Origin of the sequence: Paraburkholderia sp. BR10954 (assembly GCF_040965775.1) — a bacterium.
Classification (GTDB): domain Bacteria; phylum Pseudomonadota; class Gammaproteobacteria; order Burkholderiales; family Burkholderiaceae; genus Paraburkholderia; species Paraburkholderia youngii.
Window position 1 is genome coordinate 87,516 of record NZ_JBFRCK010000002.1, and the last position, 25,017, is coordinate 112,532.

Here is a 25,017-nt window from a genome sequence, read left to right on the forward strand (position 1 = left end):
CGGCCTCGTCGATAACGGGGCGGCGACCAGGGCGGCGACCAAACTATCCGACACATCGACGAACGCGGCTTCAGGCTTATCGCCAGGTCGGAATGACGGATGCGGCGAGCAGCACGCCCATCGCGAGATTGAGAAGGCGCCAGTGGCGTGGCGTCCGAAAGAGCCGCGCGAGTAGCACGCCGAGCGCGCACCATAGCGCGAGCGAAGCGCAGGCAGCCACCCCGAACGCTCCCCCGAGCAGCATCGCGAGGCGGTTCGGGTTGTTTGCGAGCAGCGCGAACGACGCCGCCGCGCCGACTGTCATCGCCCACCCTTTCGGATTGAGCCAGAGCAGCAGGAAACCGTTGACGAGCGTAACCGGACGCGCGGGGCCGTTGCCCGCGTTTGGCGGCCCGCTGCGCGCTATGCGCCAGGCGAGCCATAGCAGATAGGCGGAGCCGAGCGCTTTCACCGCCGTTTGCAGCGACGGCAGCGCCAGAAGCAGACCGCCCAGCCCGAGCGCGGCGAGCGCAGCGAGCAACGCAAGGCCCAGAGCGATGCCGAGCATCAGCGGTATCGAGCGTACGAAACCGAAACGTGCGCCCGAGGCGGTGGCGAGCGTCGTCGCGCCACCGGGCGTCGCGGTCGCGACGGCGACGAAGAGCAGAAGCGGGAGTATCGAGGTCATCGGTGCAGATCCGAAATCAAGGAATTTGCACTGTACGGATCGTCAAAGCATCGTAAAAGCTAATAATATTGATGCGGTACATTACGCGACATAATGCATCGATGAGCCGAAATCTCGACCTCGATCTGATCCGCACCTTCGTTGCCGTCGCCGATAGCGGCAGCATGACGATCGCTGCGAATTTGCTGCACATGACGCAAGGTGCGGTGAGCCAGCAGATTAAGCGCCTCGAAGATGTGCTGGATTGCCTTCTGTTCGTTCGCAAGACGCGCCGGCTGGAACTGTCGCGCCAGGGCGAGCAGTTTCTCGTGAAGGCGCGCAAGCTGCTTCAGTTGAACGATGAAATCTGGGCCGACATGACCGCGCAGCCGTTGCGCGGCGCCTTGCGTGTGGGCGTGCCTCCCGATCTCGTGACGCGGCTTGCGCCCGCGATGAAGGCATTCGCCGACGCGCATCCGCACGTCGAAATAACCTTGATGTGCGCGGCGTCGCCAGAACTGAGCGAGGCGGTGACTAGCGGTCGCGTGGACGTGTCCTTGGTCGAATATGTCGCGAGCGAAGCCGAAGGTGAAGTGGTCTGCATCGAGCCGTTGGTGTGGGTCAAGGGGCGCGGCAGTGAGGTGTGGCAGAAGCGGCCGTTGCCGCTGTCGATGGTAGACGAGCGTTGTGCTTTCCGTTCAGTGGTGCTCGGTGCGCTCGCGGACGAGGGCATCGCGTGGCGAACGGTGTTCGAGAGCGGAAACATCGAGGCGACCGCCGCAACGGTGCGCGCGGGCCTCGCGGTCACGAGTTGGCTCGCCTCCACGGTGCCGGCCGATCTGGAGACGCTCACGCCTCGCGTAAGCGGCTTGCCTGCACTGCCTCCATTCGCGATATGTCTGTGCTTGCCCGCGACGGTTCAGCCAGCGGCGCAGGAATTCGCGCGCCATGTACGCGAGTCGATGTCGAGCGACGCAAGCACGCGCCGCGCGCCGCTAGCGAACATCGCGTGACGTACTGCGTTTGAAGTGCGTTCTGGAGCATTTCTACAAGCGCTGCGGCAGCGCCGCCGCGAAAAAATCAGTGACCCGGCGCACGCGCGCAGGCACGAAACGGCGCCGCGGCCAGATGATGCTCACATCACGGGCGTCCCGAATGAAATCGTCGAGCACGGTCACGATGTCCGGATGCTTGAGTTCATCGGCAAGCGAGAGCTTCGCGAAGAGGCCGATTCCCACGCCCCCGAGCACGGCCGATCGGATCGTCTCGACACTATTCGACGACAGGTTGCCTCGCACCGGCACGCTGAACCGGCCTCGTGGCCCATGAAAAGGCCAGTTCGCCGATTCCAGCAGACCACCGTAGAGCAGGCAATTGTGATTGGCGAGTTCCGCAGGTTCCCTCGGTACTCCGTGTTGCTCGAAATAGCGACGCGATCCGACACAGACCAGCGGCGTGCTGGCAATTCGCTTCACAACCGAATCCGGATCGTTGACGGAGCCCACTCGAATCGCGAGATCGATTCGATCCTCCACCATATCGCGCACGAAATCCGACAACACAAGATCGACCCGAAGACCGGGATGGCGCGACAGCAGCTCGGGAATCAGCGGAAGAACGTGCAGGCGGCCGAATGTAGAAGCGCAGGCGATCCGCACGAGGCCCGAGACATCCAGCGTGCTGCTGGTCAGTTCGCTGTCGGCCACCTCGATCTCGTCGAGCAACGGCTTGGTCCGCTCGTAGTATTTCTGCCCTTGATCGGTCAAGGTCACGCTGCGTGTGCTGCGGTTGAATAGCAGTACTCCGAGGCGCTTTTCCAGCGCGCCGATCGACTTGCTGATAGAGGACTGTGACTCGCCGGTTCTGCGCGCCGCGGCGGAAAAGCCGCCCGCTTCGACAACGGCGAAGAAGGCGTTCAATTCGTGAAACCGATCCATTGCATTCCTCTCGTGGGACCTATTCTTTCGGTGAATGGATCTTATGATAAATCCGCCGATTATCATTCGTGGGGGCCGCCATTACGATGGGACTTCCATTCAACATCGGACGGAAGTTTCAATGAATACTCTCGCAGGCAAGGTCGCCGTCATTAGCGGCGGAACGACCGGTATCGGCTTGGCGATCGCCCAGCGGTTCGTCGCCGAAGGCGCTCACGTCTTTATCTTCGGCCGTCGGCAAGGCCAGCTCGATGGGGCCGTCAAACTGATCGGACGCAACGTTACCGCGATTCAGGCCGACGCCGCGAATCTCGATGACCTCGATCGTGTTGCTGCGGTTGTCAGGGAAGAAAAGGGTGTCGTCGATATCATCGTGTCGAACGCGGGTTATACCGAGCAGGCTTCGATCGACACCATCACGCCTGAGCATTTCGACAAGGCATTCAACCTGATGGCGCGCGGCCCGGTCTTTCTGGTGCAGAAGCTGCTGCCGATGATGACGGGTGGTGGGTCGATCATTCTGGTTTCGTCGGCCATGCACGTGATGGGCATCCCAGGACACACCGCCTACGCGGCGACGAAGGCCGCGTTGCGTTCCTATGCCCGCACGTGGGCTGCCGAATTCAAGGATCGCGGCATTCGCGTCAACATGCTGAGCCCTGGTGTCACCGACACCCCGATACTCGATTCCCAGTCGGCGACACGCGAGGATCTGGTGAGCATGTACAAGAGCATGGTTCCGATCGGCCGACTCGCCCGCGCCGAGGAGATGGCCAGCGCGGCGCTCTTTCTCGCCTCAGAACAGAGTTCCTATATGACGGGTGCCGATTTGATGAATGACGGTGGCATCGGCCAGGTGTGACGGTCGAAAAAGCCGCGGCGATGTTTGCCCGGCGTGTGCTATCTGACGCGCGCGTGGTACCACTCGACAGCGTCCTCGCCGGCGGGGATGTTGAATGGGCTCGATGAATCGGTCGCGGCGAGCCAAACCGCTTCGGCGACATCCGATGCATGCGTGACGGCCGTTTCTTTCTCCCACCTTGCGAAAACCTGCTGCGCGAGCGCGTCGTACGGCTCGGGAAATCCGTCTTTCATGCGCGCCCGAGCGTTTTCGCCGAAGCGGGTGGAAGGCGCGCGTCCCGGCAGCACGACACGCACGCGCACATTGAACTGCTCCAGTTCGAGTGCGAGCGATTCGCTGAACGCGTTGACCGCGGACTTGCTCGCGGTGTAGACCGACAGCAGATGCAGCGGTCTGCACGTGACGGTCGACGTCACATTGACGATCACCCCTTCGCGGCGCTCGCGCAACTGCGGCAACACGGCCTGCGCCATCGCGATGGTGCCGAGCGTATTGGTCTCGAAGATATCGCGCACGGTGTCCATCGGCGTTCCTTCGAGCGCATTCAGAAAGCCGATACCCGCATTGTTGACGAGCACGTCAATCCGCCCGGCCGCATCGATGACCGCGCGAATGCTTTGCGGGTCCTTCACGTCGAGGGCGAGAATCGAAAGACGATCGGAGCGCGGCAACACGTCTTCACGTGGCGTGCGCATCGTCGCGATCACGCGCCAGTCGCGATCCAGAAAATAACGCGCGATTTCGAGGCCAAAGCCGGACGAGCAACCGGTAATCAAGACGGTCTTCATGTCGAATCCTGTGGTTGGTGACGGTCCCGACACAATAAGTCCTGACCGCGAGGACTCGCTACAATCGAGCGTCCAGGTTTCATTCGAAATCGTCCGATCATGATCGACCCGCTCGCCGAAATCGTCACACTGCTCAAGCCGACACCCACGTTCTCGAAAGTGCTCAGCGGCGCCGGGCGCTGGCGCGCGAGCCGCACGGAAGTCGGCCAGCCGTTCTACTGCGTGGTGCTCGAAGGATCGCTGCGTCTATCCGTCAATGGTTGCGAGCCGCTGATTCTTCAGGCCGATGACTTCGTGCTCGTGCCCGAGGTGTTCAGCTTCACGCTGACGAGCAGCGATCCGCCAGACGACGACGGCGTCTCCAATAGCGCGCCCGCGGCGCTGCCCGACGGCAGTTTTCGTTTCGGCGATGCATCGGTCGCGCCAGAAGCCCAATGGCTTGCGGGCCTCTGCGCGTTCGGTTCGCCGGACGCGGCCTTGCTGGTCTCGCTGTTGCCCAAGCTCGTGCACGTGCGCGGTGAACGCAGGCTCGCGACACTCGTCAAGCTCGTGAGGGAGGAATCCCGCGCGCAGCGGCCCGCGCGCGAGGTCGTGCTGGCGCGACTGCTCGAGGTGCTGTTCATCGAAGCGTTGCGAGCCACGGGAACCGGGGCATCGCCCGGACTCGTCCGCGGCCTCGCCGACCCCCGTCTCGCGCTCGCGATCCGTCATATGCACGAAAGCCCACACCAGCCCTGGACGATCGCGCAACTCGCAAAAGCCGCCGCGCTTTCAAGGTCCGCTTTCTTCGATCGATTCAGCCGCGCGGTCGGCGTCGCACCGATGGAGTATCTGCTGTCGTGGCGCATGGCTATCGCCAAGAATCTGCTGCGCTCGAACGAAGTCAGCATCGCGGCGGTCGCGGAACGTGTCGGCTACAGCTCGGCAAGCGCATTCAGCGTCGCGTTCACGCGTCATGTCGGACTGCCGCCGACGCAGTATGCTCGAGACGCGGCGAATGTCGTCGTCGCTCGATGAAGCTTCGTAGCGCAAGCGCCGTGTCTCGCCTCATGCAACCTGCGCATCGCCATCGTTAGCTGCCTCGCGCTCGAGCAGCGGATAAGCGAGCGCGCAGATGTGCGACTGAATCCGCACGAGATCGCGCAGCACGTCGAGATGCAATGAGCTCGACGCGATGCTGTCGGGCTTGCCCTCGCGCAGGCGGTCGAGATGAGCATCCCGCGCGGCGCGTTCAAGGCGCCGCAGCGCCTGTTTGTCCTCGAGCAGTTGCTCCGCGGTCTGCGTTCTTCCCGACACGAGCAGCGCCTGAGCCCGGTGAAAACTGTCGATCACCAACTGGTGCAGCGCGCGCAAGTCCTCGGCGCCTTCAGCGGAAAAGCTCACCTGTGCCTTGATCTTTTTCTGCGCCAGCTCCATCAGATTCTTGTCCACGATATCGCCGATATGTTCGAGGTTTATCACGGAGGTCATGATCGCCGAGGCCCAGCGCCGGTCTTCGTCGTCGAGCGACTCGCGCGTCACCTCGGTCACGTAGCTTTTGATCGCATCGTGCAGCATATCCACCGCATCGTCGCGCGCCGCGATCTCGTGCACCGCGCGCCGGTCGTTTGCGATCAGCACCGGCACGCTCGCGCACAGCATCGCTTCGACGATATCGCCCATCCGAATCAATTCGCGGGTCGCGCATGCGAGCGCCTGCGAGGGCACCCGCAGCGCGGCTTCGTCGAGGTAGCGCGGCGCGTCGCCGTTGTCGGGGGCGCCCGGCGCCGGCAGCAGCCGTTCGAGAAGGCGCGCGACAGGGGCGAGCAGCCCGATGAAGAACACGGCGATCGCCACGTTCACGCCCGTGTGGAAGTCGGCGATTGCACGGGCGGGGCTGCCGTAGACCTGCTGGAGCAACGTTGCGAGCGGCGCGCACGCGGCGAGCAACAGCAGACACACGCCGCCGCGCAGCACGAGGTTGCCGGCCGGCAGGCGCCGGCGGCTGCGGTCGGCGCCTTTCGCTGCCTCGAAGTACGGGTTGAGCGCGCTGCCGATGTTCGCGCCGAGCACCATCGCGATCGCCGTGTCCATCGGCACGGTATGCAGGTTGGCGAGCGACATCACGAACAGTACGACCGGAATGCTCGAATGCGCGGCCCAAGTGAGCACGCACGCGAGCGCCGCATTCAGCACGGGCTCGCCTGCCAGCGCGCCGAGCACCGTGCGCAGGGCAGGGGCGGTCTCGGCGGGCTGCACGGTCGAGACGAGTAGCGTGAGCGCAAGCAACATCAGGCCGAGCCCGATCGACGCGCGGCCGAGATCACGATTGCGCGAGCCTTTGCCCTTCTCGAACAGCGTCATGCCAACCAGCAGACACACCGGCGAGATCCAGCTCAGATCGAGCGAGAACGCCTGCACGATCAGCGTCGAGCCCACGTTGGCGCCCAGCATGATCGCGAGTCCGGTAACAGGCCGCATCAAACCGCGCGCCGCGAACGACGACGCGATCATGCCGGTCGCCGTGCTGCTCTGCAGCGCGCCGGTGATCGCGAGCCCGGCGCAGAACGCGTTCAGCCGGTTGCCGAGACTCTTCGCCATGAAGCGCTTGAGCGACGCGCCGAACGCGCGCATCAGGCCGGACTCGACCATATGAAGGCCCCACGTCAGCAGCGCGACCCCACCCGCGAGATGAAGCACGATCATGATCATCCGGCACCTCCCTTTATGTTTTTGTCGTGCGCATCTTTCAGGCCCGCTCAGCGCCCGCCGCGATTGCCTCCCCGAGAATGCGCGGCGCCTCCGGCATCTGCTCAGCTGTGACGGTGAGCGTCAGCTCGCGGCTCTTTCCCTGAGGGTCAGCGACACCGTCATCCACGCACCATTGCGCGGTTCGAGATGCGCGAGAGCCCCATCAACACCGCGAGCGTGCCGATACCGAGGATCATCGTGAGCGTCGCGGCGTCGAAGATCGCACCACGGTCCGACAGCGCGAAGATGCCCACCGGCAGCGTGACCCAGCCCGGCGGATAGATCATCAGCGTCGCACCGAGCTCGCCCATCGACAGCGCGAAGCTCAGGCTGAACGATGCGAGCAGGTACGGCGCGACGAGCGGCAGCGTCACGCGCGAGAGCTGGTAAAGCGGCCGGGCGCCGAGACTCTGGGCCACCTCGCCGTATTCGGGCGCGACCCGCGCAAGCCCGGCCGCCACGTTGCCGTAGGTGAACGCCGAGATCAGCAGGAAGTGCGCGATGAAGACGATCGTCGCCGTGCCGTTGAGCAACACCGGCGGCCGGCTGAACGCGACCAGCAACCCGAGCCCGATCGAAACCGACGGCACCGCGCTCGGCACGAAGAAGATCACGTCGAGCACGCGGCGCGGCAGGCCTTTGATGCGGCGCAGCGCGAGCGCGGCCCACGTGCCGCTGACGAGCGCCGCGACGCTTGCGACCACGCCGGTCAGTACGCTCACTCGCAGTTGGCTCGCCGAATCGGTATGCAGCACCCGCGCGTAGTGTTCGAGTGTCAGGTGGCTCGGCAGGATGCCGTTCCACTGTCCGCTGATGCTGGCGAGCGCGATCATCGCGACCGGCAGCCCGTAGACCGCGCAGAACAGCAACGCCGTGCCGCCCCACGTCAGCCATTTACCCCATTTAGCCCAGAGCAGCACGGCGACCTCCGCAAAGTGACACGACGGCCCGGTAGCAGGCATAAAGCCCGAGCGACAGCGCGATATTGACGACGGCGATCACACACGCGGTGGTGTAGTCGAATTCCTGGATCGCTTTGTCGTAGATCAGCAGCGGCAACGTGATCACGTCTTTCGCGCCGATGAAAAGCACGATGCCGAACTCGTTGACGGTCAACAGCAGACACAGGCTGCCGCCCGCCAGCAGCGCCGGCAACGCGGCGGGCAGGATGAGCTGCCGGATGATGCGCAGCGGCCGCGCGCCGAGGCTGCCCGCCATCTCGATCTGCGCACTGTCGATCTGCGAGAAGCACGCGAGCAGCGGACGCATGATGAACGGCGTATAGACCGTGATCTCCGACAGCACGACACCCCATTGCGTGTACAGGAAGTTGAGCGGCGGCAGCGGCAGATGGAACATCTGCATCAGCGACTGGTTCAGCAGTCCGGCCGAACCGTACACGAACGTGAACGCGAGCGCGACGAGGAAGGTGGGCAGCGCGATGAACGTATCGATGAGCCGGCCCACGAAACGCGCACCCGGGAACGGCACGAACGCGATCACGAGCGAGAACACGAAGCCGAGCACGAGGCATCCCGACGAGGCCGATACCGCGATCGCGATCGTGTGATACAGCCCGCTCAGGAACTGGCGTGAGCGCAGCACGTGCTCGAAGTTCGCGAACGACAGCACATGCTGGTCGCCGCCCAACGCCTGCACGACGATCAGCCCGAACGGGTAGAAGAACAGCGCGGCGAGCACCGCGAGCGGCGGCGCGATCCACAGGCCGCCCAGCCCCGCGCCGGGCGCTCGCGCGGGGGCCGGCGGCGCGATGACGATATCAGCCATGACGTTCAGCCTCCGGTACGAGCGTGACATCCGCGGGATCGAAACGTACGCTGAGCGCAGTGCCCGGCTCCGGCGGTTCCGCGAGCGGCGCGCAGGTGAGCCGCAGCAGCTCGCCTTCGACGTCGAGCACGATGCTGTGCATTTCGCCGAGCCACTGCACGCTGACGACGGCCCCCGTCATCTGGTTCATGCGTTGCCCATCGGCGCCTGGCGTGCTGCCACCCGCAACGGACTGCAGATGATGCGGCCGCACGCACACGAAGCAGGCGGAGCCGGCCGCGAGTCCGTGATGGTTGCAGCCTTCGAGCGGCCGGCCATGAAAGCGCACGCGGGCGCGCCCGTCGGGCATCGGTTCGAGCTGCTGCGCCGGCAGCACGTTCGCGCGGCCGAGGAACTCGGCGGCGAAGCGGTTCGGCGGATGACGATAGAGCCCTTGCGCGTCGCCGTAAGCGACCAGGTGGCCGTCGCGCATGATGCCGATGTGGTTCGCGAGGGTCAGCGCTTCGGTCTGATCGTGCGTCACGTATAGCACAGTGAGCGACGGCAGCGTGCGGTGCAGCTTCGCGAGTTCGTCGAGCATCGAGCGGCGGATCTGCGCGTCGAGCGCGGACAGCGGCTCGTCGAGCAGCAGCACCTGCGGACGGATCGCGAGCGCGCGGGCGATCGCCACGCGCTGCTGCTGGCCGCCCGACAGCTCGCGCGGATAGCGCTTCGCATACTTCGCCATACCGACGAGCCCGAGGCACTCGGGCACCCGTTCGCGTATCACCTCGGCATCCGCGCCGCGGGCGCGCAGCCCGAAGGCGACGTTGTCCTCGACGCGCATATGCGGAAACAGCGCGTAGTTCTGCACCACCATGCCGATGTTGCGTGCGTACGGCGGCAGCCGGGTCACGTCGCGATCGCCGATGGTGATACGCCCGGCGCTCGGCTGCACGAAGCCGGCGACGGCGCGCAATGCGGTCGTCTTGCCGGAGCCGGACGGGCCGATCAGCGCGACGATCTCGCCGGGCTTCACGGTCAGCGTCAGAGCCTCCAGAATGGTCTGGCTGCCGTAAGCCACCGACACGCCTTCGAAACCGATACCGCTCGCTCCGTGCGCGATGACGGTCGGCGCAGCGGAGGCGCGCCGCTGCGGCCCCCGTTCCATGGTCATGGTGTTTGCCATTAGTCGCTCGTCGGTAGCTGGGTTAGTCGATGGAAATCGCCTGGTTGTAGGCGGCCACGTCGGGACGCAGCTCCTGGAGCACCTGGTTCCAATCGGGTTGCCAGATGTCGACGCCCTTCAGCAACGTGTTCAACGTCTGGAAGTTGCTGTCCGACGGATGCACATCGGTGCGCACCGGGAAGCCGTACGCGACCTTGCTGACCTCCTGCTGCGCCGGCGCGCTCAACAGGAAATCGATCAGCTTTTTGCCGTTGCCGGCATGCGGCGCGTTCGCCACGAGGCCGACGTAGTAGGGCAACGCAAAGGTCGTGCGGCGGCCGTCGGGACCGGCCGGGAAGAACATCGCGACGTTCGGGTTGTCGTGCATCTGCGCGAGGTTCATCTGCATATCGCCGTTGGCCACGAAGAGCTCGCCTTTGTTGACGAGCGCCGTGAGCTTGCCGGTCGATGCGGAAGGCCCGAGGTTGTTGGTCTGCAGCTTGCGCAAATAGTCGAAGCCGGCCGGCTTGCCACCGAACGCGTGGAAGGTCTGCAGCATCAGCGCGGTGCCGTCGCCAGCCTGGCCCGGCGTCGAGTACTGGATCTTCTGCTTGAACTGCGGCGCGAGCAGGTCCGCGTAGGTCTTGGGCGGGCTCTTCAGCACCGCCGAGTTGTAGATGAAGCTCGGGTAGTTGCCGACCATCGCGTAGTACAGGCCTTTCGGGTCCTTGTCGCGCGTCTCGATCTTGTCGGCGCCCGCCGGCGAATAGGACTGCAACAGGCCGTCAGCCGCGGCTTTCTGCATGAAGGGCGGCAGCGTCACGAGCACGTCCGCCTGGGTGTTCGACTTCTCCTTGCTCAGCCGGTCCACCACGCCGCTCGAGCCGGCCTCGATGTACTGCACCTTGATGCCGGTCGCCTTCGTGAAGGCTTCGAACTGATTGCCGAACCAGCTCGGCGAACCGTCGTGCAAACCATCCGCGGCATAGATGGTCACGACGTCGGACTGTGCGTAAAGGGGGGGCGTTGCCATGGCGAGCGCGCAGACGGCGAGAGCCATCAGACGAGTTTTCATATCCATCCTTCCTTGCGTTGAGTTCGGATGAGGTCAGCATTTCACTTGGTCGCGCGGCCGGTCACTCCCAGGGCAGCGACCAGGTCCGCACATTCGAGTAGCTCTTCATTGCCTCGACCATGCCCTCCTTGTAACCATTGCCTGAATCCTTGATGCCGCCGAACGGCGACATCTCCGTGCGATAGCCGGGCACCTCCCAGACGTTCACGGTGCCGACTTCCAACTCCCTGACGAAGCGCGTGATGTAGTCGAGCCGGTTCGTGCAGACGCCCGACGAAAGGCCATACGCGGTCGAGTTCGAAACCCGGATCACTTCCTCGATCGCATCGGGCACGCGGATGATCGGAATCACCGGGCCGAAAGTCTCTTCGCGCACGAGCTCACAGTCGTACGGCACGTGATCGACGACGGTCGGATGGAACAGCGCGCCCTCGCGCGGCGCGCCGTAAAGCACCCGGGCACCGTGGGCCTGCGCGTCTGCCACGCGTCGCTCGAACAGTTGCGCGGAGGCCTCGTTGATGACGGTGCCCACGTCGACGGACGGGTCCATCGGATCGCCGCACTTGAGCTTTTTCGCATGCACAAGCACGCGCTCGACGAACGCGTCGGCCACGCTTTGCACCACAAGAATCCGCTTGACCGCCGTGCAGCGCTGCCCCGAATTTTTCGTCGCACCGGTTACCGCGAGCTGCGCGGCCTTGTCGAGATCGGCGTCCTCCATCACGATCAGCGGATCGTTGCCGCCAAGTTCCAGCACCGTGCGGCGATAGCCGGCGTGCTGCGCGATATATTTGCCGACCCGCACAGAGCCTGTGAACGTGACGAGATCACAGTGCGGATCGGTGATCATCGCATCGCCCATCGTGCGCGGATTGCCGGTGACGACACTCAGCATCTCGGGCGGCAGGCCCGCTTCATAGAGCACGTCGGCAAGCGCGAGCGCGGTGAGCGGCGTGAGCTCGGTGGGCTTCAGCACCACGCGGTTGTTGGTCGCGATCGCGGGCGCCAGCTTGTGGCTCACCATGTTCAGCGGATGATTGAACGGCGTGATCGCCGAAATCACGCCGAGCAGCGGCAGCCGCGTGGTGAAAATCTTGCGGTTCTTGCCGTTCGGGCTGATATCGCAGGAATAGACCTCGCCGTCGTCCTTGATCGTGAGCTGCGCCGCGAACGACCACACGTCGTAGGCGCGGCTCGCCTCGTAAAGCCCATCCTTCCAGCACAGCCCCGACTCCGCGGTGATCAGGCGCGCGAAGTCTTCCTTGCGCTCGCTCAGGATCTCGGCCGTGCGCTGCAGGATGCGCTGACGCTCGAAGCGCGTGAGCCGCGGCTTGAATGCGTGCGCTTTTGCGAACGCCTGTTGCACGTGTTCGGGACGACCCGCGGGCACGGTACCGACGACCTCGTTCGTGTACGGGTTGAAGACTTCGATCAGCTCGTCGGTGCTCGTGTGTTGGCCGGCGATGCGCATCGATTCCTGCCTGAAGGCGGGTTTGGTCATGACGTTCATCGAATACCTCGTTCAATGATCCGGTGGAGCCCGCAGGCCGCCGCGAGATGCGGGACGCGCGGGTTGTTGTGATCGACGCGTTATGCCGCGGCGGACTGCGATACGTGGTTCAGCGCGACATCGAAGATGTCGAAGTTGCGCAGCGCGCGGTCCGCCGGCCAGTCGGTCTTGCGGTTGACGATCAGCGGCACGTTCTCCTCCGTTAGCCCGCCATGCGAACGCAACGGCTCGGTCAGTCCCGACAGGTCGTGACGCGCGGCGCTGGTGCCGAATACCTTGGCGCGTGTGCCGACCACGACGACGTCGCCGATACGGTCGGGCGGCAGCTCGAAGCGTTCGCAGGCCTCGGCGCTCGTCAGCGCGAGCTGGATGCCTTCGGTCTGGCGCAGCCGTTCGAGCAGCGCCGCTGCTTCAGCCGCTGCGAGCCCCTCGGGCAGATAGACGGTGGCGAAAGAGCCAAGCGCCCCGTGATGCGCGACGTACGGATCGGTGATGGGCAGGATCACGCGGGAGCGGCCTGCGCCGGTCCATTCGTCGAACAGGTCTTGCAGGTACAGCACGTCGGGCGCGCCATCCGCGCGATGCTTGCCGTTCATGCCGTGATCGGCGGTGATCGCCAGCACGCAGCCTGCCGCATCGAGTGCGCCGACGTAGCGGTCGAACATCGCGTAGAACTCGTTGGCCTTGGGCGAGCCCGGCGCCGCCTTGTGCTGCACGTAGTCGGTCGTCGACAGGTACATCAGGTCGGGCCGGAACGTGTCGAGCAGCTTGACGCCTGCCGCGAACACGAACTCGGACAGGTCGGCCGAATACACATCCGGCAGCGGCTTGCCGACGTAGGCGAGCACGTCGCCGAGGCCGTTCTGGGCGCGGGTAGCCTCGTTGGCCTTTTCAGCCGAAAAGGCGATTGCGCGGCCGCTCGTGTAGTCGAGTCCCTTGCCGAGCAGCGTGCGCAGCTTGTCCTTCGCGGTGATCACGGCGACTTTCGCGCCGGCGTCGTGGAACGTGGCGAAGATCGTCGGCGCGCGCAGGAAGCGGGCGTCGTTCATCATCACTTCTTCGCCGCTCGCGCGGTCGTAGAAGTAGTTGCCCGCGATGCCGTGCACCTTCGGCGGACGGCCCGTCACGATCGACAGATTGTTCGGATTCGTGAAGCTCGGAATCACGCATTGGGCGATGCGGCTCGTGCCCGTGCGCAGCAGCTTCGCGAGATGCGGCGCGTGCCCGGCCTTCGCGGCTTCTTCTATATAGGCGGGCTCCGAACCGTCGAGGCAGATCACGACGACCGGCTCCGCCGGAAAGCGATAGTCGCGGCCATTGATGCTCAGCACGGTGTCTTGCAGCGTACTCATGATGTCCCCCTTCATGCCGTTTTCGCGACTGGCGCGTTGATACCCATTTCATCGAGCACCTCACTGATCGCACCGAGCGCCGCGCGCATCTCGCGCTCGCCGAGCCGGCCGATGCAGCCGATGCGAAACGAGTCCGCGACGGTCAGCTTGCCCGGATAGATCACATAGCCACGCGCCTTCAGGCTGTCGTAGAAGCGCTGGAATTCGAAGCGCGGGTCCTCGGGCATATGGAAAGTCACGATGATCGGAGCCTGCAGCGCTTCAGCCAGCAGCGGCTTGAAGCCGAGCGCGCGCATGCCCTCGACGAGAATCCGGCAGTTGTTGCGATAACGCGCGCCGCGCCCCGCGACGCCGCCTTCGGCATCGAATTCCTCCAGCGCTTGATGGAACGCGACGATCACGTGCGTGGGCGGCGTGAAGCGGTACTGGCTGGTCTTTTCGAGGTTGGTCCACTGCTCGTGCAGATCGAGCACGAGCGTGGTCGCGTTGCCCCGCGTGCGGGAGAGCGCTTCACGTCGGCAGATCACGAAGCCGAGACCGGGCACGCCCTCGATGCACTTGTTCGACGACGCGGCGACCGCATCGATATGCATCGTCTGCACGTCGAGCGGCAACGCGCCGAACGCGCTCATCGAATCGACCAGATAGCCCTTGCCGTAGCGGGCCGCGAGCGCGCCGATCTGCGCGATCGGATTGAGAATGCCCGCGGTGGTCTCGCAGTGGACCGCGAACACATGCGTGATCGACGGCGAGGCGGCCAGCACCTTGTCGATCTCGGCGAGATCGGGCGGCGTGTCCTCCGCCGTTTCGTGCACGACGGCTTTGCGGCCGGCGATTTCGAGGATGCGCTTCGCGCGCTTGCCATACGCGCCGTTGATCAGCACCAGCACCTCGCCGCCGGGCGGCACGAAAGTGGTGAGCATCGCCTCGACGGCGAAGGTGCCCGAGCCCTGCATCGGCACCGTCACCCAGTCGCGCGCGCCATTGGCGATCGCGGCAAGGCGCGCGAGCACCGAGCGGTTGATCTCGATGAAGTTGGCGTCGCGCGAGCCCCAGTCGTGAACCATCGCGGCCTTGACGGTGCGTGACGTGGTCAGTGGTCCGGGGGTCAGCAACAGCGGATCGCCAGTTTCGGAACAAGCCGGCGATGCATACGTGGAACCGGTCATCGATGTCTCCTTGTGGGTCGATTTGGGTACTGCGCAGGTGCGTGAGACCCACTCTAGGGGCTGCAACAAAAACAGTCAAGATGCCAAAAAATGCCACATTCCGCTCGGACACGCGAAACGCCGCCTGGAAGTTGGCGAAGTCCGTGATGGATATGGGAAAACGGCCTCCGCTCGGGACAAACCCGCATGGGGAGGCCGGAGGGGGTGACCGGGGTTGATCGAGCGCATCGCGCGGCCGGTTGCGGCACCGGTCAGAAGGCCAGTGGCCTGCCGTCAGCGCCGAAACCCACGCTCGGAATCAGAACAGCCGCATCAGCGCGAGGCCAGCCAACGTCAACGTAGCGGCCGCGGTACGCACGCGGCTGAACGGCTCCTTGAGCACATACACGGCGATGATGCCGGCGAACACCACGCTCGTCTCGCGCACTGCCGCAACGAGGGCGATGGGAGCGACGGTCATCGCCCAGATCACGATCCAGTACGCCGCGAGCGACATCGCGCCGCCCGCGAACCCCGGCAGCAGGAATCGCCGCATCGGCGCCATGCCGGCCGGCCCGTAGCGATACAGGCAAAGCGTCAGCATCGGTAATGCATCGAACACGAATAGCGTCGCCGCGTAGGAGTTCGGATTGCCGGCGACGCGTGCGCCTACGCCGTCGACGACCGTGTAGCCCGCGATCGTCACCGCCGTGAGCAGCGCGAAGCCGAGCGCGACACGGTTTTCAGATGCGGAGTGATGGCGGCCGCGCAGCGACAGCAGCAACACGCCGCTGCCGAGCAGCACGACTCCCGCGATGGCGCCCGCGCTCATCGTCTCGTGCAGGATCGTGACGGAGACGAGCGCGGTGATCAGCGGCGCGGAGCCGCGCGCGATCGGATAGATCTGGCTCATGTCGGCACGACGGTATGCCTCGCTCAGACACACGTAGTAGCCGAAATGAAGCGCCACCGATCCCGCCACCCAGGGCCACGCAGCAGGCCGAGCGAATCCGGTGAACGCGAGCGACGGCAGCGCGATCAGACCGCACGCGATGCACAGCAGGGTCATCGCCAGAAAAGGATCGAGGCGCACCTTGATCACCGCGTTCCAGCCCGCATGCAAAAGCGCGGCCGACAGCACGGCGAAAAACACGGGAAGCGTCATCGTCATGCTAGCTGTGGCGATTGGCGATGATGATTTCCCAGCGCTGTTCGGCGCAGGCGCGGACGATGCCGGCGGGCGGCTCGGCGTCGACGATCAGTCCGGCGATATGCGGCACAGGCGCGATCAGCACAGGCGTCTGCTGTTCAAACTTGCTGTGGTCCGCGAGCACGTAAACCTTTTTGCCCGACTTCATCATCAGATGACGTTGCTCGGCGGCGAGTCGCGAGTAGTCGGTGAATTCGCCTTCGGGCGAGATGCCGCCCACGCCGACAAACACGAGATCGGCGCGGAAATGGCTGAGCGCGGTCATCGTCTCGACGCCGAAAGCGGCTTCGTCGTTCGGGTCGATGTCGCCGCCGAGCACGACGACCTTCACGCCGGGCGCGCGGCACAGCATCAGCGCGATCGGCAGGCTGTTGGTGATCACGGTCAGGTCGCGATGATGCTGCAGCGCCTCGGCGAGGCCCAGCGTAGTCGAGCCCGAGTCGATCAGCACGACCATGCGATCCGCGACGAGTCGTGCGGCCGCGGCACCAATGGCCGCCTTGCCCAGCGCGTTGACCGCCTCGCGGCTTGCCAGCGACGGTTCCGCGACGGGCCGCTTCGCCGCGCCGCCGTGCACGAGATTCGCGCGGCCCTGTTCCGCGAGAATCTTCAGGTCGCGGCGGATCGTTTCGCGCGACACGCCGAGCGTCGCCGACAGGTTCACGACGCTGACCGAGCCGCTCGCCTCGAGGCTTTGCACGATGTAGTCGATGCGCTCGATCGCGAGTCGGCGGTTCGGGTTCAATGAAGCGGGCACGGGCCCCGCTGAGCGGTTATCGAGCATGGTGTGGCTCTCCGTGCGTATCGTCGGCGGTGGCGTCGCTGGTTGCCTGGCAAGTTGCGTCGGGCAGACCGCGCAGGGGCGATCGATGCGCTGCCTCGCCCGGTCCTTCCGTCTCTTCTGCGAGGGCAGCAGTTATCGGCGCGGCCGCGCTGCCCGGATAACGCACCTCGACGCGTGCCGCGGCGAAGATCTGCGCATAGTGCGCGTCGAGCGGCGCATCGGTGACCAGCACGTCGATCTCGTCGGCGTTCATCGCGCACCTGCGAGCTACGCATGGCGTGTCGGGTTTCGGCCGTCACAATGCCACAAAATAACACATGTTTCCTCGCCGTTCGCGATTTTTATTGCGGTTCGATGCCTGCGGCCTCCGCTCGAAAAAGGCGAGGTGGGTAAGTGTCTCGCGGATTCCGGACATGCCTCAAAGCCCCATTACCCCAAGGATTTGCGGCGAATCTTCACCTGTCCGCGCTCTCAGCAACCTCCCGGCAACTTCCGGTTCATGTCGTTTTTTGCGTTTTTTTGTTGCAGTCCATGGCCACAGCATTTTCCACACATTGCCACACACTTGCAAAAAGCGAGGTCGCCCGATGTCCACGGAAAGCCATGTGGCTTCGCGCTGGTGGGCTTCTTCTCGGGTGTGCCGATCATTCAGCACCTGGACACGCCCGGTTGCCGCAGCGTGACCAACGCGGCTGAGAGCGTCGTGGCGGCGGCACTCGCAGTGATGGACGGGCCGGCTCCAGAGGTGATCGTCTATCGCGACAGCATGGGCAGTTCGACGGGCTGCTCGTCGGCGAGAAAGACTGCTTCGCCGGATATCGTTGGGTGGCGCACGTTCGCATGACGAAGCGCGTGCGCAATTTCCATACTCACTCGCGGCACTACGCGCGAACGTGGGCTATGCCGAATCATAGTGGTGCCGCTTGCCTGCAAGACTCACGACTTTGCGGAGCCCGCCGAAGCGGGAGCCTGTTCGGGTTCTTACGGGTTGATCACTCTGCTACGGGGCGTGACTCGGGGATCGTCGCACATCCACGCGCAGCTACCTTTACAGATCGGAGTCAACTCGATTTCGATCTGACGAACAGTCGGGCTACCGTCGCGGCGCTTCACAACATATCCCTCAGTAAGAGTTGTGGGATCGATCATGATGTACTCGCTCCTGATGCCAAGCTTCCTCAAATACGCTTTCACAACCTGACCACGGCGGTCTTGCAACTCTTCCAGATTGCGCTCACCAATATACGCGCCAGCCATAACAATCGCCTGAATCTGCACGTTGGGCCACTTCTTTGCCTCACCTACGGCTCCCGCAATCGCACGTCGATCCGCCGTCGAAAGCGCGGTAGCGTTGAAGGGCAACTCAAGCGCTACGTTCTCTCCTATCGTGCATGCACGAACTGATCCAAAAAAGCAGAGCGAGATGGCGAGCAGTGCGGCCACGGCGCCAGCCCTGTAATTCAGCCTTCTACTCATGTGAGATTTACTCCGTCAAATGTTGCGATATAGCCGGTTATGTTGTCTGCGTTTCGGATAGCCTGATCCGGATGATTTTCGGCGAATATCCGTGCGCCCGATGCCTTATCGGTGTAAACCCAGTCTTCTGAATTAAAAGTGTCGGTGAAGTGAGTGCATTCGTGAATTATTGTTTTTATCTTACACGTGCTCCACAACTGACCAAATGGACTGCTGCAAAATTTGGAATAGACAGCGATGACACGCTTTTCCGAATCAGGTTTGCAGACTACGGCCTGATTGTCTCCCGTATCTGGCCTGACTGCACAGGACAGCTTCCTGTTTGTTTCGCTGTCAAATCGCACAATCTTTTCTGGTACTAACTCCCGCATTGCTGTGAGCAATCGCGGCAAACCATGGCTGAGCACGGTTCTTGTAGATTCATCCGCACGTGCAAAGTAGAATTTCACACGGTCCTGCTCTTTCAAGTCCCAACGCGCAAGACCCTCAATGCGTCTCTTGATTAACTCCGCACCGATATCACGTGCCCGCATGACCTCCTGTCTGAATTCCTTGTTACTCATGTTTGGACAGATAGGCGTCGTATTGATCACGACATTGGATATTGACCCGGGAGTTGTATTGGTAATGGCTGTGCCGACCTCGGTCCATTCTTCATGCTCGTCGGTCTTGAAATATTGGCTATTCTTTTTCAAAAATTCATTCGTCATGTGTTCACCAGTGATGGAAGACTCACCTGCTGTCCATCGCTATTGACCGGCAACTTCGATGAAAACCTGCTTTGCGTTATCTGTCGAAACACGCTGGGTACGCCCTTGGAAATCGGTGACATGTTCGGTCGTTGCGTGACACGACGCGCGATCTGCAACGCCGAAGCGCCCAAGGTAAAAGCCCCCGCCTAAGCGGGGCGAATTTCTATCTGATAGCCTTGCTCGTCGGCACTACGCGCGGATCGTCGCATAGTCGTTCACAGCCGCCGCTACAGATCGGGGTTAGTTCCACGACGATCTGCTCAATGTCCAATGTGCCGTCCGGGCGCTTTGCTACCATTTGATCCGTAAAAGTCTTGGGCTCGATTATGATATTTTCACTCCTGATACCAAGTTGTTTCAAATACGCTTTCACGTTCTCGGCACGATCTTTTTTTAGCTGTTCCAAATTGCCTTCGCTAATATAGGCACCGGCAATTACAACTGCCTGAATTTGCACTTCAGGCCATTGCCTTGCGGTAATCACTGCGTCTGCAATCGTCAGCCTATTTGCATTTGAAAGATCCGTGGTGCTGAATGGTAACTGGAGTCCCGCTACCTTTGAGATCGAGCATGCACTAGCTGATCCATAAAGACACATGGATATGATGGACACGGCAGCAATACGGCGGCTGAAACCTGGCATAGTACTCATGTCACTTCCCTGTCGAATGTTGCGATATAACCGGTGATGTTGTCCGCGTTGCGAATCGCTTCGTCGGGATGATTCTTCGCATATGTCTTGAGTCCAGCTTCAGTGTCAGCATACACGCGGTCAAGGGAGTCAAAAGTGTCGGTAAAGTGAGTACATTCGTGGATTAGCGTTTTGATCTTACATTCTCGCCACAATGCGCCGAATTTGAAGCTACAAAACTTCGAATATATGGCAATAACGCGGTTCTGCGAGTCGGGCTTGCAAACAGCAGCCGCGTTGTCACCGTGGTCCGGTTTGGGTGAGCATGTAAGGCTCCTGTTCAGTTCGCTATCCCATCGCACAATTTTTTCTGGCACGAGTTCTTGCATCGCGGCGAGTAAGCGCGGCAGGCCAGCAGCCAGAGTGCTTCGGATTTCTTCGTCCGCGCGGGCGAAATAAATTTTGGCACGGTCCTGCTCTTTGGCGTCCCAGCGTGCTACTGCAGCAATGCGCTCCTTGATTAAAGATGCACCAGCATCGCGCGCCCGCATGACCTCTTTTCTAAACTCGTTATTACTCATGTTGGGGCAGATACGGGTGGTATTGATCACGACATTGGATATTGACCCAGGAGTGATATTGGTAATGGCTGTGCCGACCTCGGTCCATTCTTCATGCTCGTCGGTATTTAAATATTGGCTATTCTTTTTCAAAAATTTCATTCGTCATGTGTTCACCAGTGATGGAAGACTCACCTGCTTTCCACCCCTATTGCCCGGCAACTTCGATGGAAACCTGCTTTGCGTTATCTGTCGAAACACGCTGGGTTCGCCCTTGGAAATCGGTGACACCTTTCGCGATGACCCTCGAACCGACGCGAATCCTGTAACGCACCCCCGCCTGTCGCTTGCCGGTGGAGTCTCTTAGCTCGAACTGCTCATTGAACCGTTTGGGGGCACGCCCGCGACAATTGCACGCCCATGCGTAACCCAGCGCTTCGGCCATCGCGTAGCCGGATTTCAACTCACGAACCCTGTCAAACGGAAAGAACTCGCCGGTTTCGGCGTTCAGGGCCTGCGCGTGAGGCATCGGCGGGAAGTTTGAGTAGATCGAATAGGTGATACGGCAAAGATCGCATTCTTCCTCGACTGTCCAATCCGTCCCGCTGCTTCGCTGTTTCAGTTGCTCCATTACACTCCTCAAGAGTTTTCAGGCGATACCTCGCGAATTAATCATCGAAACGGAACACGGTCAATCGCTTTAATTCGGGATAAGCCCGTTTTGACAGCTATTTACGATTGTGTCGGACATCTCGATTTCTATTGCATATTCCTGCTAGTGCAGGATTAAAAAAGGCGGCATTAAGCCGCCTTTATCGTCAGGGATCGAAATGGTTAGTGCTGCGTCCATGAGGCGTCTATCGCCGCCAGCTTCGCGTTCACGCCTTCCATAGCGTCAGCGAGAATCGCTGCCACGTCCTCCGGTTTCAGTTGACGCTAGGGGGAGTCCGTTGGCGTCGAGCGGCCTTCGACCCTGACCTCTTCGATATTCAGTTTGGGGTGGAGTACAACGTAGGGCGACAGCAAACGCTGGCGACCGGCCCACACGAAAGGTGCAATCCGGTCCGATCTGTCGAGCATCAACTACTTATCCGGCCGATGTCGCGGGACGGTGCTCAATGGCTGCTTCGTCGCTCTCTCGCACGGTCAATCTGTTCCTCACCGACTTGACACCGAGCACTGATCTCGCCGCATTGGCGGCGCGCGAGATCTGCCAGCTTTCCGGCACCGTCCCGGTGAGCGTAACGACGCCGTGGCTCGCCCTGATATGAATCTTTGAATCATCCATATCGGGTACGCGCCTGAGGGCACGGCGAACGTCGCGAACTATCGAAGTATCCGGCTTGGGTCGAGGCGGTGAGCTCGAGGCCGCCACCTTTTGTGCAATCACGTCGGTCGTCGCGCTAAGACCGGGTTGCCCGTTCGCATAGGCCGAGCCACTCGCGATGGCCGCGACTAACGTTGCGCCGATTATTCTGCTCGCATTGCTTTTATTCATGCTGCCCTCCGTTGGGTTCCGTCAACCTTGCGGTCCAAGACAGAAAGATGGGGCGCGGCTCCGCCGTTCGTAGCGTTAAGCATACCAACACTGAGGTAGCGATCCTGCGCGATGTTTTGATCGATCAGACGGCCGAACTTCTCGACGCCATGCTGTTTCAGAGCCATCCAGACTTTGAGCGCGCGGAAACCTCTGGACGTCTGCAATCCATACTCGTATAACCAGGGAGCCGAAGCGATTCCACGCGGTGTCGGTTGCAGATATTCCGGAGTCAGCGCGAATGCGCCTCGATGCGCAGCGGCGTCGCGAACGAGCGCGCAGCCGACCTCGAACGGGGCGTGCAACCACTTGTGAGGATCGAGGGCGATTGGCATCAGTCGACGACCTGCTGATCCATCAAAGCCGCCGCATGATTGCCGCCACCCAGGTTAGAACCCTGAATGGCCGCCAGGAAGTCTCCCAGTGCCCCGGTGAAGTTGCTTGCGCCCATATACCAGGACCAGAAGCGAGGATGTATGTTGCCCAGTGGATAGGGCATCGAATTGTCGCCAAGCTCGTGATAGATGGCGTTTTCGCGAAACACCGGTTCATACCGCTCCATTCCGAGGCTGTGCAGCCATACGGCGACGTCCACGAGCCGTCCTGACAGGAAGGTTTCGAATCCGTAAAAGATAGCACGCGGTTACACCGCGCCCGACCCGCGCTTCGAGCGTGCCAACGCCAGCGCCAGCCTTGCGCCGACCTCGGCATTGTGTTTTACGAGCGCGATGTTTGTCGCCAGACTGCGCCCGCCTGTCAACGCCTTGATGCGCGCCAGCAGGAACGGCGTGACGGCCTTACCGGTGATTCCTTGCGCAGCGGCCTCGTCGAGCGCCCGCCGAGTCAGCGCGTCGATCTCTTCGGCCGACATCGCTGCCGCTTCCGGCACTGGCGTGCTCAACACCACACCGCCGTCGAGGCCGAGGTCCCACTTGGTGCGGATGAAGCGTGCCTGCTCCGCCGCGTCGTCCAGCCTGAAGTCCGCGCGAAAGCCGCTGTCACGCGTGTAGAACGCCGCAAAATTGTCCTGTTCGCAACTGAGCACCGGCACGCCGTGGGTTTCCAGGTATTCCAGGGTGAGCCCGATGTCCAGGATGGACTTCGCACCGGCGCAGATCACCGCGACCGAGGTCTTCGCCAGTTCCTGCAGATCGGCCGAGATGTCGAAGCTGTGCTGGGCGCCTCGGTGTACGCCGCCAATGCCGCCGGTGACGAAGACCTCGATGCCGGCCAACGCCGCGCAGATCATCGTGCCAGCCACGGTCGTGGCGCCCAGGCCGCCGCCGGCCAGCACCGCCGGCAGGTCGCGGCGGCTGACCTTATGCACGTGGTCGGAACGGCCGATCATTTCCAGTTCGTCATCCGAAAGGCCGATGTGGATTCGCCCGCCGATCAGCGCGATCGTCGCCGGCTCGGCGCCCGCGTCACGGATCAACGCCTCCACTTCGCGCGCGGTGCGAACGTTCTCCGGGTAGGGCATGCCATGCGCGATGATGGTCGATTCCAGCGCCACGAGCGGGCGACCGGCGGCTTGCGCAGCGGCCGCAGGCGCGCTCCAGGTCAACCAGGAGCGTGCAAGCTTGGCAACCATGTCGATCCTTTCGGGGGGCGATTCACCGAAGTATGCGGTACGAGACCGGGTTAGGCGTCCGTGTGTCCCTGGCGCCTTAAAACGACATGCGTGGCTTTGTCCGACGCTACGAATTCAACGCATTCGTACCCCAGAGCCCGCAAGTCGATCCCTTCGAACAGCGATTCTCCCCGGCCGAGCAGGACCGGCGCGATGGCAATGTGCAGTTCGTCGATGAGGCCCTCGCGGAGATACTGCCGGATTGTCTGCGGCCCACCGCCGATCCGCACGTCCATTCCGGCAGCGGCCTCGCGGGCGCGGTCGAGCGCCTCGCGAATGCCCCCTGTGATGAAGTGGAACGTCGTGCCGCCTTTCATCTCGATCGGGGCACGCGGATGATGGGTCAGGACGAAGACCGGGACGTGATATGGCGGACTGTCTCCCCACCAGCCTTTCCAGTTGGTGTCCGGCCACTCCCCACGAATGGGGCCGAACATGTTCCTCCCAAGAATCCAGGCCCCGACATTCTCAAAGCCACGGGCGGCGAAATCATCGTTAACGCCGGTCGTACCGCGGTCGTTGCCGAACAAGGCCCGCTGGAACGTGCGGGTTGGGACTAGCCACTGATGCAATTCCGTCCCGCCAACGCCGAGCGGATTGTCAATGTCCTGATTCGAGCCTGCACCATATCCGTCGAGCGAGATGGTGAAGCCCTGAACGCGAACGCGTGTCATCGATTCCCTCCGATTGGACGCCTAACGTAATGTGGACTGCAAATCTGCATGGTTGCCGGAACTACGCGAAATTTTCGGGCAGCAGATTTATGCTTAACCATACGTGTTTAGGAGAATTTCCTGAATTTGCAAGCTGGCATACAGCAGTGATCGTCCGCCCACAGTATTGCCTGCGGCAGGCGTACGATAAACAGCATCGTCCCGTTGGCGGGCGGCTTGATTGATGGAGGATCGAGATGAGACGCCTTTATTTCCTCGCACCCGACACGACGACGGCGAAGGCGATCGTAGACGACTTGCTGCGGTCGCGGATCACATGGCGGCATATCCATGTTCTCGCGAACCACTGCGTCGCACTCGAAGAGTTACCCGAGGCAACTTTGCTGCAAAGCAGCGACGTCGTGCACTCCCTCGAACGCGGCGTGGCGCTCGGCGGTGCGACTGGAGCGCTCGTTGGCCTCGTGGCGCTGGCGTTTCCTCCCGCGGAGCTCGCCATTGCGGGCGGAGCCGTCGTCGCATTGACGTTGGCGGGAGCCGGCTTCGGGGCCTGGACGGCCGCAATGATCGGCGTCGGCGAACCGAACGCACAACTCGAGCGTTTTCGCGGCGCCATACGCGACGGCCAGTTCCTGATCATGGCCGACGTGCCTGGATCACGAGAAGAGGAGATCGAGCAGATGGTCGCGCAGCATGTACCGAAGGCCGATCTGGAGGGCGCGGAACCCACCACACCGATCTTCCCGTGAGCAGCGGCTGAGACGAGGCCATCGGCGTCGGCCG

29 protein-coding genes are annotated in these 25,017 nt (G+C 62.6%); 5 read left to right on the forward strand and 24 right to left on the reverse strand.

Features of this window, described 5'->3' with window-relative positions; all coding sequences use genetic code 11:
* Positions 1 to 76: 76 nt before the first annotated feature.
* Positions 77 to 667, reverse strand: a complete 591-nt coding sequence (locus AB4Y34_RS03100; RefSeq protein WP_176111831.1) for a LysE family translocator — start codon at positions 665 to 667, stop codon at positions 77 to 79.
* Between the two features lie 101 nt (positions 668 to 768).
* Here AB4Y34_RS03100 and AB4Y34_RS03105 point away from each other — a divergent pair, with 101 nt between their 5' ends.
* Positions 769 to 1,659 (forward strand): LysR substrate-binding domain-containing protein, encoded by an 891-nt coding sequence (locus AB4Y34_RS03105; RefSeq protein WP_368715218.1) that lies wholly within the window; start codon positions 769 to 771, stop codon positions 1,657 to 1,659.
* Between the two features lie 33 nt (positions 1,660 to 1,692).
* On the opposite strand, the gene AB4Y34_RS03110 is transcribed toward AB4Y34_RS03105, so the two are convergent.
* On the reverse strand, positions 1,693 to 2,583 hold the full coding sequence (locus AB4Y34_RS03110) for a LysR family transcriptional regulator (protein ID WP_176123553.1): 891 nt from the start codon (positions 2,581 to 2,583) through the stop codon (positions 1,693 to 1,695).
* Between the two features lie 121 nt (positions 2,584 to 2,704).
* Between AB4Y34_RS03110 and AB4Y34_RS03115 the strand changes: the two genes are divergently transcribed.
* Complete coding sequence (locus AB4Y34_RS03115; protein ID WP_176383958.1) at positions 2,705 to 3,445, forward strand: SDR family NAD(P)-dependent oxidoreductase; 741 nt, start codon at positions 2,705 to 2,707, stop codon at positions 3,443 to 3,445.
* 38 nt (positions 3,446 to 3,483) lie between these two features.
* On the opposite strand, the gene AB4Y34_RS03120 is transcribed toward AB4Y34_RS03115, so the two are convergent.
* Positions 3,484 to 4,233: an SDR family oxidoreductase gene (locus AB4Y34_RS03120; RefSeq protein WP_176366768.1), complete on the reverse strand. Its 750-nt coding sequence runs from the start codon at positions 4,231 to 4,233 to the stop codon at positions 3,484 to 3,486.
* Between the two features lie 99 nt (positions 4,234 to 4,332).
* Here AB4Y34_RS03120 and AB4Y34_RS03125 point away from each other — a divergent pair, with 99 nt between their 5' ends.
* On the forward strand, positions 4,333 to 5,250 hold the full coding sequence (locus tag AB4Y34_RS03125) for an AraC family transcriptional regulator (protein ID WP_368715219.1): 918 nt from the start codon (positions 4,333 to 4,335) through the stop codon (positions 5,248 to 5,250).
* 30 nt (positions 5,251 to 5,280) lie between these two features.
* On the opposite strand, the gene AB4Y34_RS03130 is transcribed toward AB4Y34_RS03125, so the two are convergent.
* The 11 genes from AB4Y34_RS03130 to AB4Y34_RS03180 form a co-directional block, all read right to left on the reverse strand.
* Positions 5,281 to 6,924, reverse strand: a complete 1,644-nt coding sequence (locus AB4Y34_RS03130) for a Na/Pi cotransporter family protein (RefSeq protein ID WP_176383919.1) — start codon at positions 6,922 to 6,924, stop codon at positions 5,281 to 5,283.
* Positions 6,925 to 7,082: 158 nt separating this feature from the next.
* Positions 7,083 to 7,883, reverse strand: coding sequence for an ABC transporter permease subunit (locus AB4Y34_RS03135; RefSeq protein ID WP_176123549.1), 801 nt, complete (start codon positions 7,881 to 7,883; stop codon positions 7,083 to 7,085).
* Positions 7,867 to 8,751 carry a 2-aminoethylphosphonate ABC transporter permease subunit gene (locus AB4Y34_RS03140; protein WP_368715220.1) on the reverse strand — a complete coding sequence of 295 codons (885 nt, stop codon included), beginning with the start codon at positions 8,749 to 8,751 and terminating at the stop codon, positions 7,867 to 7,869. The genes AB4Y34_RS03135 and AB4Y34_RS03140 overlap by 17 nt, the downstream gene beginning before the upstream one ends.
* The gene (locus AB4Y34_RS03145; RefSeq protein WP_368715221.1) at positions 8,744 to 9,919 is read right to left on the reverse strand and encodes an ABC transporter ATP-binding protein; all 1,176 of its coding nucleotides are present in this window, start codon (positions 9,917 to 9,919) and stop codon (positions 8,744 to 8,746) included. The genes AB4Y34_RS03140 and AB4Y34_RS03145 overlap by 8 nt, the downstream gene beginning before the upstream one ends.
* 22 nt (positions 9,920 to 9,941) lie before the next feature.
* Complete coding sequence (locus AB4Y34_RS03150; protein ID WP_368715222.1) at positions 9,942 to 10,973, reverse strand: 2-aminoethylphosphonate ABC transporter substrate-binding protein; 1,032 nt, start codon at positions 10,971 to 10,973, stop codon at positions 9,942 to 9,944.
* A gap of 61 nt (positions 10,974 to 11,034) precedes the next feature.
* A complete protein-coding gene (phnY, locus tag AB4Y34_RS03155; protein ID WP_368715223.1) occupies positions 11,035 to 12,483 on the reverse strand; it encodes a phosphonoacetaldehyde dehydrogenase in 1,449 nt (482 codons plus the stop codon).
* Positions 12,484 to 12,563: 80 nt separating this feature from the next.
* Complete coding sequence (phnA, locus tag AB4Y34_RS03160; RefSeq protein ID WP_368715224.1) at positions 12,564 to 13,835, reverse strand: phosphonoacetate hydrolase; 1,272 nt, start codon at positions 13,833 to 13,835, stop codon at positions 12,564 to 12,566.
* Between the two features lie 11 nt (positions 13,836 to 13,846).
* Positions 13,847 to 15,004: a 2-aminoethylphosphonate--pyruvate transaminase gene (locus AB4Y34_RS03165; RefSeq protein WP_368715225.1), complete on the reverse strand. Its 1,158-nt coding sequence runs from the start codon at positions 15,002 to 15,004 to the stop codon at positions 13,847 to 13,849.
* Positions 15,005 to 15,302: 298 nt separating this feature from the next.
* Positions 15,303 to 16,154, reverse strand: coding sequence for an EamA family transporter (locus AB4Y34_RS03170; protein ID WP_368715226.1), 852 nt, complete (start codon positions 16,152 to 16,154; stop codon positions 15,303 to 15,305).
* A gap of 1 nt (position 16,155) precedes the next feature.
* Entirely contained in the window at positions 16,156 to 16,977 is an 822-nt protein-coding gene (locus AB4Y34_RS03175; RefSeq protein ID WP_368715227.1) for a DeoR/GlpR family DNA-binding transcription regulator, read from the reverse strand.
* Positions 16,967 to 17,230, reverse strand: a complete 264-nt coding sequence (locus tag AB4Y34_RS03180; RefSeq protein ID WP_368715228.1) for a hypothetical protein — start codon at positions 17,228 to 17,230, stop codon at positions 16,967 to 16,969. The genes AB4Y34_RS03175 and AB4Y34_RS03180 overlap by 11 nt, the downstream gene beginning before the upstream one ends.
* A 312-nt stretch (positions 17,231 to 17,542) precedes the next feature.
* Between AB4Y34_RS03180 and AB4Y34_RS03185 the strand changes: the two genes are divergently transcribed.
* On the forward strand, positions 17,543 to 17,821 hold the full coding sequence (locus tag AB4Y34_RS03185) for a hypothetical protein (RefSeq protein WP_368715229.1): 279 nt from the start codon (positions 17,543 to 17,545) through the stop codon (positions 17,819 to 17,821).
* A 137-nt stretch (positions 17,822 to 17,958) separates the two neighbouring features.
* Here the strand turns inward: AB4Y34_RS03185 and AB4Y34_RS03190 are convergent, their stop codons facing one another.
* The 10 genes from AB4Y34_RS03190 to AB4Y34_RS03235 form a co-directional block, all read right to left on the reverse strand.
* A complete protein-coding gene (locus AB4Y34_RS03190; RefSeq protein WP_176366758.1) occupies positions 17,959 to 18,453 on the reverse strand; it encodes a hypothetical protein in 495 nt (164 codons plus the stop codon).
* Positions 18,450 to 19,163, reverse strand: a complete 714-nt coding sequence (locus AB4Y34_RS03195; protein WP_368715230.1) for a M35 family metallo-endopeptidase — start codon at positions 19,161 to 19,163, stop codon at positions 18,450 to 18,452. The genes AB4Y34_RS03190 and AB4Y34_RS03195 overlap by 4 nt, the downstream gene beginning before the upstream one ends.
* 205 nt (positions 19,164 to 19,368) lie before the next feature.
* Positions 19,369 to 19,857: a hypothetical protein gene (locus tag AB4Y34_RS03200; RefSeq protein WP_255209006.1), complete on the reverse strand. Its 489-nt coding sequence runs from the start codon at positions 19,855 to 19,857 to the stop codon at positions 19,369 to 19,371.
* Positions 19,854 to 20,558: a M35 family metallo-endopeptidase gene (locus AB4Y34_RS03205; protein WP_368715231.1), complete on the reverse strand. Its 705-nt coding sequence runs from the start codon at positions 20,556 to 20,558 to the stop codon at positions 19,854 to 19,856. The genes AB4Y34_RS03200 and AB4Y34_RS03205 overlap by 4 nt, the downstream gene beginning before the upstream one ends.
* Positions 20,559 to 20,604: 46 nt before the next feature.
* On the reverse strand, positions 20,605 to 21,027 hold the full coding sequence (locus AB4Y34_RS03210; protein WP_176383933.1) for a hypothetical protein: 423 nt from the start codon (positions 21,025 to 21,027) through the stop codon (positions 20,605 to 20,607).
* Between the two features lie 456 nt (positions 21,028 to 21,483).
* The gene (locus AB4Y34_RS03215; RefSeq protein ID WP_176383936.1) at positions 21,484 to 21,894 is read right to left on the reverse strand and encodes a BON domain-containing protein; all 411 of its coding nucleotides are present in this window, start codon (positions 21,892 to 21,894) and stop codon (positions 21,484 to 21,486) included.
* A complete protein-coding gene (locus tag AB4Y34_RS03220; RefSeq protein WP_368715232.1) occupies positions 21,891 to 22,268 on the reverse strand; it encodes a pyridoxal-dependent decarboxylase in 378 nt (125 codons plus the stop codon). The genes AB4Y34_RS03215 and AB4Y34_RS03220 overlap by 4 nt, the downstream gene beginning before the upstream one ends.
* Positions 22,268 to 22,528, reverse strand: coding sequence for a hypothetical protein (locus AB4Y34_RS03225; protein ID WP_368715233.1), 261 nt, complete (start codon positions 22,526 to 22,528; stop codon positions 22,268 to 22,270). Before AB4Y34_RS03225 ends, AB4Y34_RS03220 begins: the two co-directional genes overlap by 1 nt.
* Before the next feature lie 48 nt (positions 22,529 to 22,576).
* Entirely contained in the window at positions 22,577 to 23,524 is a 948-nt protein-coding gene (locus AB4Y34_RS03230; RefSeq protein WP_368715234.1) for a pseudouridine-5'-phosphate glycosidase, read from the reverse strand.
* Positions 23,525 to 23,574: 50 nt separating this feature from the next.
* Complete coding sequence (locus tag AB4Y34_RS03235) at positions 23,575 to 24,237, reverse strand: dihydrofolate reductase family protein (RefSeq protein WP_368715235.1); 663 nt, start codon at positions 24,235 to 24,237, stop codon at positions 23,575 to 23,577.
* Positions 24,238 to 24,473: 236 nt separating this feature from the next.
* On the opposite strand from AB4Y34_RS03235, the gene AB4Y34_RS03240 reads away from it, so the two are divergent.
* Positions 24,474 to 24,983, forward strand: a complete 510-nt coding sequence (locus AB4Y34_RS03240; RefSeq protein WP_368715236.1) for a DUF1269 domain-containing protein — start codon at positions 24,474 to 24,476, stop codon at positions 24,981 to 24,983.
* The last annotated feature ends 34 nt before the right edge of the window (positions 24,984 to 25,017 follow it).

Coding starts and splice junctions, on each gene's coding strand:
- AB4Y34_RS03100 (WP_176111831.1), bottom strand. CDS start 667: ATGACCTCGATACTCCCGCTTCTGCTCTTCGTCGCCGTCGCGACCGCG.
- AB4Y34_RS03105 (WP_368715218.1), top strand. CDS start 769: ATGAGCCGAAATCTCGACCTCGATCTGATCCGCACCTTCGTTGCCGTC.
- AB4Y34_RS03110 (WP_176123553.1), bottom strand. CDS start 2,583: ATGGATCGGTTTCACGAATTGAACGCCTTCTTCGCCGTTGTCGAAGCG.
- AB4Y34_RS03115 (WP_176383958.1), top strand. CDS start 2,705: ATGAATACTCTCGCAGGCAAGGTCGCCGTCATTAGCGGCGGAACGACC.
- AB4Y34_RS03120 (WP_176366768.1), bottom strand. CDS start 4,233: ATGAAGACCGTCTTGATTACCGGTTGCTCGTCCGGCTTTGGCCTCGAA.
- AB4Y34_RS03125 (WP_368715219.1), top strand. CDS start 4,333: ATGATCGACCCGCTCGCCGAAATCGTCACACTGCTCAAGCCGACACCC.
- AB4Y34_RS03130 (WP_176383919.1), bottom strand. CDS start 6,924: ATGATCATGATCGTGCTTCATCTCGCGGGTGGGGTCGCGCTGCTGACG.
- AB4Y34_RS03140 (WP_368715220.1), bottom strand. CDS start 8,751: ATGGCTGATATCGTCATCGCGCCGCCGGCCCCCGCGCGAGCGCCCGGC.
- AB4Y34_RS03145 (WP_368715221.1), bottom strand. CDS start 9,919: ATGGCAAACACCATGACCATGGAACGGGGGCCGCAGCGGCGCGCCTCC.
- AB4Y34_RS03150 (WP_368715222.1), bottom strand. CDS start 10,973: ATGAAAACTCGTCTGATGGCTCTCGCCGTCTGCGCGCTCGCCATGGCA.
- phnY (WP_368715223.1), bottom strand. CDS start 12,483: ATGAACGTCATGACCAAACCCGCCTTCAGGCAGGAATCGATGCGCATC.
- phnA (WP_368715224.1), bottom strand. CDS start 13,835: ATGAGTACGCTGCAAGACACCGTGCTGAGCATCAATGGCCGCGACTAT.
- AB4Y34_RS03165 (WP_368715225.1), bottom strand. CDS start 15,004: ATGACCGGTTCCACGTATGCATCGCCGGCTTGTTCCGAAACTGGCGAT.
- AB4Y34_RS03170 (WP_368715226.1), bottom strand. CDS start 16,154: ATGACGATGACGCTTCCCGTGTTTTTCGCCGTGCTGTCGGCCGCGCTT.
- AB4Y34_RS03175 (WP_368715227.1), bottom strand. CDS start 16,977: ATGCTCGATAACCGCTCAGCGGGGCCCGTGCCCGCTTCATTGAACCCG.
- AB4Y34_RS03180 (WP_368715228.1), bottom strand. CDS start 17,230: ATGAACGCCGACGAGATCGACGTGCTGGTCACCGATGCGCCGCTCGAC.
- AB4Y34_RS03190 (WP_176366758.1), bottom strand. CDS start 18,453: ATGAGTAGAAGGCTGAATTACAGGGCTGGCGCCGTGGCCGCACTGCTC.
- AB4Y34_RS03195 (WP_368715230.1), bottom strand. CDS start 19,163: ATGACGAATGAATTTTTGAAAAAGAATAGCCAATATTTCAAGACCGAC.
- AB4Y34_RS03200 (WP_255209006.1), bottom strand. CDS start 19,857: ATGAGTACTATGCCAGGTTTCAGCCGCCGTATTGCTGCCGTGTCCATC.
- AB4Y34_RS03205 (WP_368715231.1), bottom strand. CDS start 20,558: ATGAAATTTTTGAAAAAGAATAGCCAATATTTAAATACCGACGAGCAT.
- AB4Y34_RS03210 (WP_176383933.1), bottom strand. CDS start 21,027: ATGGAGCAACTGAAACAGCGAAGCAGCGGGACGGATTGGACAGTCGAG.
- AB4Y34_RS03215 (WP_176383936.1), bottom strand. CDS start 21,894: ATGAATAAAAGCAATGCGAGCAGAATAATCGGCGCAACGTTAGTCGCG.
- AB4Y34_RS03220 (WP_368715232.1), bottom strand. CDS start 22,268: ATGCCAATCGCCCTCGATCCTCACAAGTGGTTGCACGCCCCGTTCGAG.
- AB4Y34_RS03230 (WP_368715234.1), bottom strand. CDS start 23,524: ATGGTTGCCAAGCTTGCACGCTCCTGGTTGACCTGGAGCGCGCCTGCG.
- AB4Y34_RS03235 (WP_368715235.1), bottom strand. CDS start 24,237: ATGACACGCGTTCGCGTTCAGGGCTTCACCATCTCGCTCGACGGATAT.
- AB4Y34_RS03240 (WP_368715236.1), top strand. CDS start 24,474: ATGAGACGCCTTTATTTCCTCGCACCCGACACGACGACGGCGAAGGCG.